Here is a 13410-nt window from a genome sequence, read left to right on the forward strand (position 1 = left end):
CAAACCAAAATAAAAATAGAGAGGTGTCCGAGTGGTTGAAGGAGCTAGCCTGGAAAGCTAGTATGTGGGTAACTGCATCGTGGGTTCGAATCCCATCCTCTCTGCAAGAATTTTAATCCGCTAAATAGCTTTAGCGGATTTTTTTATGGATAAATGTTTCGTTTCGTTTTTTTTTTTGGTTTTTTAATTTGCAAAGAGTGAAATCTGTTTTGAATTTGAATATTTTTTAAAACATTGAACGAAGTATTTTTGTAATATAAATACTATTTATTTTTTAAAAACACGCTTTTTGTCGATTATATTTGCTGTTTTCTGATAAAAAGATCTATTTTGGGTTTGTTTCTATGTGTTGGTAAGAATACGATACAGATAAAAGGAAGAAATAATTTCGAATTTAAAAAATTAAGAAATGAAAATAGAAAGCAGAAAAAAAGAAGTGTTTTTGTATTTAGGTGCCTTTTTTGTTACTACGGTGAGCTTATCGCTAGGATTTTTAATAATTATGTTTTTGATCATTTCTTCTGGAATGGGAATGTAAAATTTTCTTTCGGAAGATAAATAGTTGGTTTTCTCTTTCTGCTTTTCGGAATCAAATTCAATCATGCTTTGATTCTAGTTTATAAAAAGGTTTAAATGACTAGCCAAAAATCCATACTAAAAATTGTTTTAGTATGGATTTTTGTTTTAATTCATGAAATACAGTTGTTTTTGAGATTTATAGGTATAATGAATCTGTCAAAATCCTATATTTGTATGGTAAAAGAGGTATAAATGAATATGGTAAAGACTAATATGAATCAGTCATTGAACAAAAGTATTGCTTTGCAATTATTTTTTAGTTGCTTCCTTTTAGCGTCTGTTTCGCCTGTTTTTTCGCAGGAAATCCCCAAAAATCAAGAAATTAAGGCGGTGAAAATTGATTCTCTATATCGTGAAGATCAGTTTTATTTTGGATTCACCTATAACACTTTACAGCAACAACCTGATGGTTTAAAACAAAGTAAATTTTCAACAGGAATTTCTGCTGGTTTTCTTAGGGATATGCCTATAAATAAAGATAGGACTATAGCGATTGCTTCAGGAATTGGTTTTTCGTATGATAATTATGTACAAAATCTTGCTATTTCAAAAATTGGGGAGTCTTCATCCTATTCAATTATACAATCCAGTACCGCATTTAGCAAAAATAAGTTTAGTCAGCTTTTAGTTGATGTGCCGATTGAATTTAGGTGGAGAACATCAACTTATGAGAGTTATAAATTTTGGAGAGTTTATGGAGGGGTTAAATTTAGTTACTTGCTCCATGATAGATCTATTTATACTGATGCGCAAAATAAGATTATAGTTTCCGGGAATAAAGATTTTAATAAGTTTTTATATGGAGCTTATGTATCGGCGGGTTACAATACCATAAATGTATATGTCTATTATGGATTAAATCCCATTTTTAAAACTGCCGAAGTAAATGGTGAGAAGATAGACATGAAAGCGCTCAAAATAGGAGTTATTTTCTATATCCTATAACCATAAGTACATTAGCAACATTTGTGGGATACTCCCCAAAAGAAGACCAAAAATTAATTCTTTTATTGTATGTGCTTTCATTTCTATACGAGAGGAAGCTACCAGGCCATTCATGAGGATGAAGAAGGCAATTGTATAGATGTCTTGAGTTTGATAATGCAAACTTAACCCAAAGACAAATAGCGTTAAAGCGCTTATGCCTATCATATGAAGACTGACTTTTGTCTTGACAAATAACAGTATTAAAGCAATCATTGTACTTAATAAGGTTCCCAAAAAGAAAAAATGCAATTCGGGATAACGAGTTATGGAAATGCTTTTTCGGACCAAAAAAATAATCAAAAAACATTGTATTACTAATGGAATTTTGCGCTCCGATAATCCAGGAACCATAATTGAACTGATCTTTCCGGTATAACGCAAGAGAAAAAAAAACAGAATTGGTATGAGTATAGTGATTATAATAACCTGAAATAAGACAAAATATTTTTCTTGATTTGCAAAATAGGAACTGTTTGCAAAAAGATATAAAAGCGTAGCATAAACAGAGATGAATATGGGATGAAAGATGTAGGAAAATAAAGGAAGTATTTTTTTCAAAATTCGTGGCATCGGTTAGTCAAACAAATATAGGGAATTATGTAAAAAGCCATAGGATAAAGCCGTTTTTATCAATTGATTTTATTATTTCAAATTATAAGGTTTCAATGAGTGCGTTTTGAAAAGAAGTGTTATTTTTGAATAAGTTTGAGGTGAAAAGGAACATGATATTTAATTCTGACTATGAAATTGAATTGTTGTCTTTCATTTCAAAATTCGTTTAAATTAGTAAAATTACGTTCCCAAATTGATGAGCCTACTTGTAAAAAATATTATTCCTGTTCTAGATGCTAAATATTTTGGAATTGATCCAGAAGCTATAATAGATGCTGTTTCTATTGATAGCCGTTCGTTGCAAAACGGTACGCATACTTTGTTTTTTGCGGTGGTTGGTCCAAATAATGATGCCCATGTTTTTATTGATGATTTAATAACAATTGGGGTTCATAATTTTGTGGTTACTCATATACCGGAGAAATGCTCAGATCGGGCTAATTTTCTGGTTGTAGAAGATACTTTGGATGCTTTACAACAATTTGCGGCCTATCACCGTAGTCTTTTTGATTTTCCTGTTATTGGTTTGACCGGTAGTAATGGCAAAACAATAGTAAAGGAATGGCTCAATTTCTTGTTAAGTCCTGATTTTAATGTAATTCGAAGTCCCAAGAGTTATAACTCGCAGGTAGGCGTTCCTTTATCGGTCATTGGTATAAACGAGAAACATAATTTAGGGATTTTCGAAGCAGGTATTTCAACCATTTCTGAAATGGAGAAATTAGAAAAAGTCATTAAACCTACAATAGGAATCCTGACAAATATCGGTTCTTCGCATGACGAAGGATTTGAGAATTTGGAAGAAAAAATAAAAGAAAAATTGTTTCTTTTCAAGAATACTGCTGTTCTGATTTATCAAAAAAACGTTCTTGTCGATAAATATGTAAGTCCGAAAACAAAAGCGTTCAGCTGGAGTTTTATCGATGAATCGGTTGATGTTTTTGTTTTCAAAAAGGAAGTTGAAAATAAAAACACTAAGCTTTACTATAGATATAAGGGCAATTCTTATGGATTCGAAATTCCATTTCAGGATGAGGCTTCTATAGAAAATGCGATTTCCTGTTTAATGGCTATGTTGTATTTTGACTATGATACCGCTACAATTCAGTCCAGAATGGCGTTGTTATTTCCGGTGGAGATGAGATTGAAGGTGAAAAACGGCATCAATAATTGCACGTTGATAGATGATAGTTATAGTTCTGATTTTCAATCCTTAAAAATTGCGTTGGATTTCCTTGAAAGCCAAAAACAATACCAGAAGAAAACGGTTATTTTATCCGATATTTTTCAAAGCGGATTGTCTAATGAAGAATTGTATTTCAAAGTTTCAAAATTGATTGTGTCTAATAATATAAACAGAGTCATCGGAATTGGAGAAACCATATCGGCATTCAAGGATAAGTTTGCCAATTGTGTAACTTTCAAAAACACAGCTGAATTTATTTCTAATTTCGAAAATCTAGATTTCGCAAATGAAACTATTTTGATAAAGGGTGCTCGGTCTTTTCAATTTGAGGAAATTGTTTATTTATTGGAGGAGAAAACCCATGAAACCGTTCTTGAAATTAATTTGAATGCAATCAGTTATAACCTCAATTTTTTTAAATCAAAACTCAAGCCTAATGTAAAGCTTATGGTTATGGTTAAGGCTTTTGGGTATGGTAGCGGAGGATTGGAGATTGCCAAATTGCTCGAACATCATAAAATAGATTATTTGGGAGTGGCATTTGCCGATGAAGGGATTTCTTTGAGAAACGGAGGGATTCAATTGCCTATTATGGTACTTAATCCCGAGAATACGAGTTTTTCGGCCATTATACAGCATCAATTGGAGCCGGAAATTTATAGTCTAAAAGGACTTCATGCTTTTTTGAAGATAGCAAAACATAAAAATCTAAAAAATTTCCCTATCCATATTAAACTCGATACAGGAATGCATCGTTTGGGATTTGAGAAAAATGGTATTGACGAATTGATAGCCACCTTAAAGGGAGAGAATGCAATCCAAATACGAAGTATTCTCTCGCATATGGCCACAAGTGATGATTTGAAACATCATGATTTTGCGGTTTCGCAAATTGAATTATTTGATAAACTGTCATCAAGGATTATAAATGAATTGGGGATAAATCCTATTCGTCATATTTTGAATACCTCCGGAATCAGTAATTTTCCGGACTCGCAATTTGATATGGTTCGTTTAGGTATTGGGATTTATGGCGTTTCTAATGATGCCACAGAGCAAAAATATTTGGAAAATGTAGGAACATTAAAATCGGTTATTTCCCAAATAAGATCGATTCCCGTGGGAGAAAGTGTAGGCTACGGCCGAAGATTCGTTGCCGAAAGACCAACAATAGTAGCTACAATTCCGATAGGATATGCGGACGGAATTTCTAGAGCATGGGGAAATTGTGTTGGATTTGTTACGATAAAAGACAAGAAGGCAACTGTTTTGGGGAGTGTCTGCATGGATATGATGATGGTTGATGTTACCGAAATTAATTGCGTTGAAGGTGATCCTGTGATTATTTTTGGCGAAAGCCCAACGGTTTCAGATATTGCCAAAAAACTAAATACAATACCTTATGAAATTCTTACCAGTATTTCTCAACGGGTAAAACGAGTTTTTTATCGATAATATCCTGTTAATTGATTTTTAAGTGTTGTAAATGTTAAAAATTGATTAACTTAGATTTTCTAAAAGTTTAATTTAAAAATAAAATATATGGGATTTTTCAGCGATTTTAAAGCGTCTTTGATGAAAGGTGATGTGTTGAGTTTGGCTACTGCGGTTGTTATTGGTGCCGCATTTGGGAAAATTGTTGGCTCAGCGGTTGATGATGTCATTATGCCAATTGTCGGTTTGATAACAGGCGGGATTGATTTTACACAAAAATTTATCACTTTAGATGGGAATAGTTATGAGACTTTGGCAGTTGCAAAAAAAGCAGGAGCCGCTGTTATTACTTACGGGAATTTGGTGCAAGCCATCATTAATTTCGTTATCATATCTTTTTTCATCTTTGTTGTTTTGAGAGCTGCTGAAAAAGCAAGAAGAAAAGAGGCTGTTGCTGCTGCTCCAGCTGGACCAACTCAAGAAGAGCTACTTACTCAAATTAGAGACTTACTGAAAAAATAAACCGCTACATTATATGTTCAATTAAACCATCCGCAATACGGATGGTTTTTCTTTTTTGTTGTATTTGTAACATTTTGTTATTTTTTGTTAACGCGCTTGTTTTCGTTTCGATATTACTTACTTTTGCAATTCAAAATACGAATTCAATAATAAAATATACTATGAGAATAGCAGTTGTAGGCGCTACTGGAATGGTTGGCGAAGTAATGTTAAGAGTATTGGCGGAAAGAAATTTTCCTGTAACAGAATTTATTCCGGTTGCTTCTGAAAGATCAGTAGGGAAGCAAATAGAATACAACGGAAAAAAATACACAGTTGTAGGTTTGCAAACTGCGGTTGATATGAAGGCTGATATTGCTTTGTTTTCAGCAGGTGGAGATACTTCATTAGAATGGGCTCCAAAATTTGCAGCGGCAGGAACAACTGTTATTGATAATTCATCGGCTTGGAGAATGGATCCGACAAAAAAATTGATTGTACCAGAAATCAATGCTAGTGAATTAACAAAAGAAGATAAGATTATTGCCAATCCAAACTGTTCTACAATTCAGATGGTTTTGGTTTTAGCTCCATTGCATAAAAAATACAATATCAAACGTGTTATTGTTTCTACTTACCAATCTATTACCGGAACGGGCGTGAAAGCGGTAGAACAATTAGAAAATGAATATGCAGGTATTCAAGGCGAAATGGCTTACAAATACCCAATTCATAGAAATGCGATTCCACAATGTGATTCTTTTGAGGATAACGGATACACAAAAGAAGAGATGAAACTCGTTCGCGAAACCAAAAAAATCTTAAGTGACAATTCTATTGCTGTTACTGCTACGGCAGTGCGTGTGCCTATTGTTGGTGGTCATAGTGAAGCGGTAAACGTGGAGTTTTCTAATGATTTTGAAGTTGCTGAGGTTCAAAATATTTTGCATCATACCGATGGAGTTGTGGTACAGGACAATAATGATACTTATACTTATCCAATGCCAATGTATGCGCAAGGAAAAGACGATGTTTTTGTAGGTAGAATTCGTCGTGACGAAAGCCAGCCAAATACATTAAACATGTGGATTGTGGCTGATAATTTAAGAAAAGGCGCCGCTACAAATACAGTTCAGATTGCCGAATATCTTATTAAAGCTAATTTGGTATAAGCTGTTAATTAGCCAATAATTTAAGCCATCTGTTAAACAAATTTTATATTTTGTGAAACAGATGGTTTTTTTATTTGGGGTTTTCTTACTTTTGCAGCAAATGAAAAAGAAACAGCTCATAATAAGTCTTTCATTGTCGATGATAGTATTGTTCTCAATACTGTTTCAGTCGTTGCATGTATATGAGCATTTTGTAAAGCAGTTTTCTGAAGAAGTATGTCATCACAAATACAATGGCACTCAAGCAGAGATAACACATCAGCATCATAATCTTGATCATTGTAACGTATGCCATTTTACTTTTGGAGCTTATATTAGTCCGGAAGTTTTTGTTTATAAACTCAATTCAAATTTCAAACAAGTTCCCTATTTCTTTAAAATCGGAAAAGCAATTATTTCTTTTTCCGGGAGTTTGTATTCGCATCGAGGGCCTCCTTTTTTTAATATCTAAAAATTCTCCGGATCTCTTTCAGGAGATTTTAAATCAAGCAGTCTGCGTTGATTTTAAGATTATTAAAAAGATATTTTCTTATAATTTGATACTAAATTTTAGTCCTAAGCGGGATGTAAAGTCACATACATATTGATGACTGTGCCTTTGTATTTTGCCTGATGGTATTTGCTTTAGAAGAATTATTTAAGAAGATATATTCCTTATAACAATACAATCATTTTAATGAAAAAATTTATAATTGCCCTAATATTAGGGTTTTCGGCGATGCTTCAAGCTCAAAATAAAGTATCGGGAACGGTTACAGATAGTTCTAATAATCCTATAGCCGGCGTTTCAATTTATGCTGCTGAACTGCACAAAGGAACAACAACTGATGCCAAGGGAAAATATACTTTAGAAAATCTTCCCAATGGAAGTTTAAATTTGAACTTTGTATTTGTTGGTTTTTCAAATCAGAATAAAACGATAAAAACCCTTCAAAAAGAAAATACATTAGATATAATTCTCGAAGAAACCCTGTTTCAAATGGACGAGGTTATCGTTTCTACGGCTTTCAATAAAATACAATCGCAAAATGTAATGAAAGTCGAACATGAAAAAATGGAAGATTTACAACGAAAAGGAACGGCAACTTTAATTGATGGGTTAGCAACTATTCCCGGGGTTTCTCAGGTTTCAACAGGAACATCCATTGGGAAACCCGTTATTAGAGGCTTAAGCGGTAATCGCGTATTAGTTTACTCACAAGGAGTCCGAATAGAGAACCAACAGTTTGGAGAAGAACACGGTTTAGGTTTGAATGACTCGGGTATTGAAAGTGTTGAGGTCATAAAAGGGCCTGCTTCTTTGCTGTATGGTTCTGATGCTTTGGGCGGTGTTTTGTATTTTAATCCAGAAAAATTTGCCAATGCAAATACTTTTCAAGCAAATGTTAGCCAAAAATATTTCAGTAATACTCTAGGAAGCAATTCTTCTTTAGGCTTAAAAACATCGACTGAAAACTGGAAATTCTTGGCTCGTGGTAGTTACAATACCCACTCTGATTATAGAATTTCAGGAGGAGATCGAGTAACCAATACGCGTTATAATGAAACTGATTTCAAAACAGGAATTGGCTATAATAATGCAAAATTTTCAACTGTACTAAGGTACAATTATAACAAATTGGACTTAGGGATTCCCGAAGAGGGAATTGCGGAGCAAACTTCGAGCAAGAATACGGAATTTCCAAGACAAGGCGTATCAAATCACTTACTGAGTTTAAATAATATCGTTTATTTTGGAAGATCTAAATTAGATGTTGATTTGGGGTATATTTCTAATAATCGAAAAGAGTTTGAAGAAAGTAATGATCCTTCTTTAGACATGGTTTTAAACACGTTCAACTACAATGCAAAATACCATTTGCCACAATTTGGAAGGTTTGAAACTATTTTCGGAGTGCAAGGAATGCATCAAACCAATACCAATTCTGGCGAAGAATATTTAATTCCAGATGCTACTACCAATGATTTTGGTGCTTTTGGAATGGTAAATTACGAATGGAAATCTAATGCAATTCAGGCTGGTTTTCGTTTTGATAGCCGTAATATCAATTCGTTAGCTCATGAGGCAGAAGCTCATGATGATCACGACGGTCATGACCACGAGCATCACGGTGGAGATTTTGACGCGCTAAACAGATCATTCAATAGTTTTAATGCCTCATTAGGGTATAAAACAAATTTGGCCGAACCGTTGACTATGCGTGTGAATGTTGCTACTGGTTTTAGAGCTCCAAATTTAGCAGAGTTAACTTCTAATGGGGTACACCACGGAACCAATCGTTATGAAATAGGTAATTCTGATTTAAAAACGGAACAAAATCTTCAAACGGATCTAAATTTAGAATACAACAATAGTCATTTTGAGTTTTTTGTAAATGGATTTTATAACCATATCAACAATTACATCTACACTTCTCCTGCGGGAACTCAAATTGATAATAATGATGTTTTTGATTACGTTCAGAATAATGCCAAATTATACGGTGGTGAAATAGGATTGCATTTGCACCCGCATCCTTTAGATTGGTTGCATTATGAAACCAGTTTTGAAACCGTTACCGGAAAGAAACAAGATGGGGATTATTTGCCTTTGATTCCGGCTAACAATTGGAACAATACGATCAGAACCGAATTTAAGATCAAAAACTGGTTCGAAGAAGGCTTTGCTGCATTGAGCGTGAATACTACTTTTAATCAAAATAATGTGAGTGGTTTTGAAACGCGTTCTAATGGATATACCTTAGTAAATCTTGGTTTTGGGGGAAAAGTAAAATTAGGTAAAACAGCTTTTGATGTTAATATCAACGGAAATAACTTGTTTGACAAAAGTTATATTGCACACCTTTCCAGATTAAAAACAGATGGGATTCCTAACATAGGCAGAAATGTTGTCTTAGGAATCAACTTCAATTTATAAAATTTAATGGTCTTTTCATCCCGATTGGCTCTCTTCTTTGGGGAGAGCTTGGGGATGCGGACTATTTTTCTATTTTTGTATTAACCTTTAAAATTATTTAAATGAAAAAACTAATTCTTGCAATGGCAGTTACTTCAACATTAAGTTCGATTGGACAAAATTCCATTCGTTATCCTCAAACAAAAAAAGGAGAAACTGTTGATGTGTATTTTGGCACAAAAGTAAATGATCCATACCGTTGGCTAGAAGACGATAGATCTGCTGAAACGGCAGCCTGGGTAAAAGCTGAAAATGAAGTGACTTATGATTATTTAGCTAAAATTCCATTTAGAAATCAGTTAAAAGAAAGACTGGAAAAACTATGGAATTACGAGAAAATAGGCGCTCCTTCGATTGAAGGGAAGTATACTTATTATTCTAAAAATAACGGATTGCAAAATCAATCGGTTTTATATAGAAAAAATGCTGCTGGTAAAGAAGAAGTTTTTCTAGATCCAAATACTTTTTCTAAAGACGGTACTACCTCTTTAGGTGGTTTGAGTTTTTCTAAAGATGGTTCAAAAATAGCTTATGCCATTTCTGAAGGCGGAAGCGACTGGAGAAAAGTAATCATTATGGATGCTTTATCTAAAAAAGTAATTGAAGATACTTTGATAGATGTAAAATTCAGCGGATTGTCTTGGAAAGGAAATGAAGGTTTTTACTATTCTAGCTATGAGAAACCAAAAGGAAGTGAATTGTCTGCAAAGACAGATCAACATAAATTGTATTTCCACAAACTGGGGACTTCTCAAAAAGCTGACAAAGTAATATTTGGTGCAGATCAAAAAAGAAGATACGTTGGCGGTTATGTAACCGAAGACGATAATTATTTAGTGATTACGGCTGCTAATTCTACTTATGGGAACGAACTTTATATCAAAGATTTAAAGAAACCAAATAGCTCAATTGTTACTATAGTTGATAATTTTAATAGCAGCAATTCTATTATCGAAAACGAAGGTGGAAAGTTGTTTATCGAAACCGATTTAAATGCACCTAATACACGTGTGGTTACCGTAGATGTAAATAATCCAAAACCAGCAAACTGGAAAAATTTTATTGCAGAGACTGAGAATGTATTGTCTCCTTCTACTGGTGGAGGTTATATCTTTGCCAATTATATGAAAGATGCCGTTTCGGTGGTGAAACAATACGATTACAGCGGGAAATTGCTTCGCGAGATTAAATTACCGGGATTAGGTACAGCTGGTGGTTTTGGAGGAAAGAAAAAAGATAAGACTTTGTATTATTCTTTTACTAATTACATTACTCCGGGAACTATTTATTCATTCGAGCCTAAAGCAGGGAAGTCTGCTGTGTACGAAAAACCAAAAGTAGATTTCAAAAGTGATGAATACGAATCAAACCAAGTGTTTTATACTTCAAAAGACGGGACAAAAGTACCGATGATGATTACCCACAAAAAAGGATTAAAATTAGACGGGAAAAACCCAACTATCCTTTACGGTTACGGAGGATTTAATTCGAGTTTGACACCAGGTTTCAGTATTGCCAATGCCGTTTGGATGGAAAACGGTGGCGTTTATGCTGTTCCAAACTTGCGTGGTGGTGGAGAATACGGAAAAAAATGGCATGATGCGGGAACTAAAATGCAAAAACAAAATGTATTTGACGATTTCATCGCAGCAGCCGAGTATTTGATTGCTCAAAAATATACTACTCCTGATTTTCTTGCCATTCGTGGTGGGTCTAATGGTGGTTTGCTAGTAGGAGCTACTATGACTCAACGTCCTGAATTAATGAAAGTGGCTTTACCGGCTGTAGGTGTGATGGATATGTTGCGTTACCATACATTTACCGCAGGAGCAGGATGGGCTTATGATTATGGAACGGCTCAGGACAGCAAAGAAATGTTCGAGTACATCAAAGGTTATTCTCCAGTACACAATGTTAAAAAAGGAACACATTATCCAGCAACAATGGTAACTACAGGTGACCATGACGATAGAGTAGTACCAGCGCACAGTTTTAAATTTGCGGCTGAGTTACAGGAAAAACAAGCAGGTACAAATCCTGTTTTAATCCGTATCGATGTAAAAGCAGGTCATGGTGCAGGAAAATCTGTGGCAGCAAACATTCAAGAAAATGTAGATATTCAAGCTTTTACTTTGTATAATATGGGTATTACAACATTGCCAAAAGTAAAATAATAAGGCAATGAAGGAGCTGTTTCCTGCTGTACACTGTATCTTTTTATTTTTAAATAAAAAATAAAAAGGATGCCGTTTCCATCAGGGCTAGGACATCCCAATTTAATGATAAGAAAACGCCAATCGAGAGATTGGCGTTTTTTATTAGGATGAATTTGGAAATAAGATCTATATAAATTAATCCGAAAGCAACATTTCAGATAGTCTAATATCATGTCCATAAATGTCTTCATAAAAATTGACTGTTCCATCGCGATCTACCCAAGCCGTAAAATAGCCTATGTAAACAGGAATTTTGGTTTTTAGGTTATATGTTTTTTCAACACCTCCGATCATGGCTGAATCTATTTTCTCTAGAGTCCAATTCTTGTCATTTTTCAAAATAGCGATTGCTAAATCTCTGGCGCGAGCCACCCTAATACAACCGTGGCTAAATGCTCTACGATCTTCATTAAACAGGTTTTTGGCCGGAGTGTCATGCATGTAAATAGTATGGGAATTTGGGAAAACAAATTTTACCAAGCCCAACGAATTTTGTGGTCCGGGTCGCTGTCGCACTCGATTTTCAACCCATTCCATATCATTTTTTGCTAGATAATTACTGTTTTTTGCTATAGCAGGCAAAATTTCTTTTCTTAAAATACTCGGGGGCACGTTCCAATACGGACTGAATATTATTTGGTTTAAGTCGCCGTTAAAAACCGCTGTTTTATTCATCGTTTTTCCTACAACCACTTTGGAAACTAATTCAGGTTTACTATCTATGAAATAAGTGAGTGTAAAAGAAGGAATGTTTACTGTGATATATTGTTTTTTTTGGGTCAAACTAGGAGGTATCCATCGGCAGCGTTCCATATTGGCCATAATGGTTTTAATGCGCTCGTTAACCGGAATATTCATGTCTTTGAGGTGTTTAGGCAACAAGATAGAATCGGTTTTGAAAGTATTTCGTTTTTTGTATTTCAAAACACCGGCTAATAATTCATCATCAAACAATTTTTTCCCGGAATCGCTATTCAAATCTCCGGTTATAAAAAGCCGTTTTCTAATTTGAAGAATCACATTGGCAGTATCCTTCAGTTTAAGGGATTTTATGTTTTTTGGAAAAACAATAGGACTCCAGCCGCCTTTTTTTTCAATGTCCCGATAGTTTTTTAGTGCATTTTTCAATAAATAATATTGACCTAAAAGGCCTTTTTCTTGTTGGTTGATCAAACTTGGATCTTGGAGTAAGGAATCTAGCCGATTGACATAGGATTGTTTTTTTCGAGGTAAAAACCAATCTAATTCGGTTGTTTTTGCAACATCCAAGCCTTTAAATACTCTATCAGCGTAAAAAAAATATAAAGAAGACAGCAATAGTTCTGTATCTAGGTTGGGTTTTTTGATGTTGTTCGAATTTTGAAAAAGGCTTCTCATTTTATCATTGTAAGGAACATCAATTTGCAAGCCCTCCTGATCTAAGTTGTTGATTTTGTCATATAGTAATTTTGCAAACTCATTCAAGCCTTTATGATCGAACCATAAGTATTGATAATTGTGTTTTCGGTAAAGTTTTATTACCTCAGGTTTTAGGTATTTTAGTTTTGGGTATTTAGAAAAGAAGGGAGCAATTAAAGTACTATCAAATGGGATTTCCTGAAAGGAAGGGATTCTCTGGTAAGTAAGCGAAATAGTTTTAAATTCAAGGTTGCTAGCCTTTATTTCATAAGAATTGGCTACTAAAAAAAAGATAAAAATTAGTGTGACAAGTTTAGTTTTCATGTCAATAAATTTATGATTGATAAAAATATAAAGGCAGTCAATTTT

The 13410-nt window shown here is 34.1% G+C and carries 10 protein-coding genes and 1 tRNA gene; 9 read left to right on the forward strand and 2 right to left on the reverse strand.

Annotated features, from left to right (window positions below; genetic code table 11):
* The first annotated feature begins 17 nt into the window (after window positions 1-17).
* The 3 genes from ACMDB5_RS04990 (at window position 18) to ACMDB5_RS05000 (ending at window position 1524) form a co-directional block, all read left to right on the forward strand.
* A tRNA-Ser gene (locus ACMDB5_RS04990) sits at window positions 18-104 on the forward strand.
* 305 nt (window positions 105-409) lie between these two features.
* Window positions 410-538 carry a hypothetical protein gene (locus ACMDB5_RS04995; protein WP_413999916.1) on the forward strand — a complete coding sequence of 43 codons (129 nt, stop codon included), beginning with the start codon at window positions 410-412 and terminating at the stop codon, window positions 536-538.
* Between the two features lie 233 nt (window positions 539-771).
* Window positions 772-1524 carry a porin family protein gene (locus ACMDB5_RS05000; RefSeq protein ID WP_413999917.1) on the forward strand — a complete coding sequence of 251 codons (753 nt, stop codon included), beginning with the start codon at window positions 772-774 and terminating at the stop codon, window positions 1522-1524.
* Here ACMDB5_RS05000 and ACMDB5_RS05005 read toward each other — a convergent pair.
* Window positions 1519-2124, reverse strand: coding sequence for a hypothetical protein (locus ACMDB5_RS05005; protein ID WP_413999918.1), 606 nt, complete (start codon window positions 2122-2124; stop codon window positions 1519-1521). The two genes, ACMDB5_RS05000 and ACMDB5_RS05005, sit on opposite strands and share 6 nt — an antisense overlap.
* Before the next feature lie 250 nt (window positions 2125-2374).
* Here ACMDB5_RS05005 and ACMDB5_RS05010 point away from each other — a divergent pair, with 250 nt between their 5' ends.
* The 6 genes from ACMDB5_RS05010 to ACMDB5_RS05035 all read left to right on the forward strand — a co-directional run bounded on the left by ACMDB5_RS05010 (window position 2375) and on the right by ACMDB5_RS05035 (window position 11601).
* Window positions 2375-4819: a bifunctional UDP-N-acetylmuramoyl-tripeptide:D-alanyl-D-alanine ligase/alanine racemase gene (locus ACMDB5_RS05010; RefSeq protein ID WP_413999919.1), complete on the forward strand. Its 2445-nt coding sequence runs from the start codon at window positions 2375-2377 to the stop codon at window positions 4817-4819.
* 87 nt (window positions 4820-4906) lie between these two features.
* Window positions 4907-5320: a large conductance mechanosensitive channel protein MscL gene (gene mscL / locus ACMDB5_RS05015; RefSeq protein ID WP_413999920.1), complete on the forward strand. Its 414-nt coding sequence runs from the start codon at window positions 4907-4909 to the stop codon at window positions 5318-5320.
* Between the two features lie 161 nt (window positions 5321-5481).
* Window positions 5482-6471 (forward strand): aspartate-semialdehyde dehydrogenase, encoded by a 990-nt coding sequence (locus ACMDB5_RS05020; protein ID WP_413999921.1) that lies wholly within the window; start codon window positions 5482-5484, stop codon window positions 6469-6471.
* Window positions 6472-6571: 100 nt separating this feature from the next.
* Window positions 6572-6922 carry a hypothetical protein gene (locus ACMDB5_RS05025; protein WP_413999922.1) on the forward strand — a complete coding sequence of 117 codons (351 nt, stop codon included), beginning with the start codon at window positions 6572-6574 and terminating at the stop codon, window positions 6920-6922.
* A 225-nt stretch (window positions 6923-7147) separates the two neighbouring features.
* Window positions 7148-9388: a TonB-dependent receptor gene (locus ACMDB5_RS05030; RefSeq protein ID WP_413999923.1), complete on the forward strand. Its 2241-nt coding sequence runs from the start codon at window positions 7148-7150 to the stop codon at window positions 9386-9388.
* 101 nt (window positions 9389-9489) lie between these two features.
* Complete coding sequence (locus ACMDB5_RS05035; protein ID WP_413999924.1) at window positions 9490-11601, forward strand: prolyl oligopeptidase family serine peptidase; 2112 nt, start codon at window positions 9490-9492, stop codon at window positions 11599-11601.
* Between the two features lie 177 nt (window positions 11602-11778).
* Here ACMDB5_RS05035 and ACMDB5_RS05040 read toward each other — a convergent pair whose 3' ends face one another.
* Window positions 11779-13365 (reverse strand): L,D-transpeptidase family protein, encoded by a 1587-nt coding sequence (locus tag ACMDB5_RS05040; RefSeq protein WP_413999925.1) that lies wholly within the window; start codon window positions 13363-13365, stop codon window positions 11779-11781.
* Between the last annotated feature and the right edge of the window lie 45 nt (window positions 13366-13410).

The sequence above is a fragment of the Flavobacterium sp. W1B genome (assembly GCF_047344965.1).
Classification (GTDB): Bacteria; Bacteroidota; Bacteroidia; order Flavobacteriales; family Flavobacteriaceae; genus Flavobacterium.

Coding starts and splice junctions, on each gene's coding strand:
- ACMDB5_RS04995 (WP_413999916.1), top strand. CDS start 410: ATGAAAATAGAAAGCAGAAAAAAAGAAGTGTTTTTGTATTTAGGTGCC.
- ACMDB5_RS05000 (WP_413999917.1), top strand. CDS start 772: ATGAATATGGTAAAGACTAATATGAATCAGTCATTGAACAAAAGTATT.
- ACMDB5_RS05010 (WP_413999919.1), top strand. CDS start 2,375: ATGAGCCTACTTGTAAAAAATATTATTCCTGTTCTAGATGCTAAATAT.
- mscL (WP_413999920.1), top strand. CDS start 4,907: ATGGGATTTTTCAGCGATTTTAAAGCGTCTTTGATGAAAGGTGATGTG.
- ACMDB5_RS05020 (WP_413999921.1), top strand. CDS start 5,482: ATGAGAATAGCAGTTGTAGGCGCTACTGGAATGGTTGGCGAAGTAATG.
- ACMDB5_RS05025 (WP_413999922.1), top strand. CDS start 6,572: ATGAAAAAGAAACAGCTCATAATAAGTCTTTCATTGTCGATGATAGTA.
- ACMDB5_RS05030 (WP_413999923.1), top strand. CDS start 7,148: ATGAAAAAATTTATAATTGCCCTAATATTAGGGTTTTCGGCGATGCTT.
- ACMDB5_RS05035 (WP_413999924.1), top strand. CDS start 9,490: ATGAAAAAACTAATTCTTGCAATGGCAGTTACTTCAACATTAAGTTCG.
- ACMDB5_RS05040 (WP_413999925.1), bottom strand. CDS start 13,365: ATGAAAACTAAACTTGTCACACTAATTTTTATCTTTTTTTTAGTAGCC.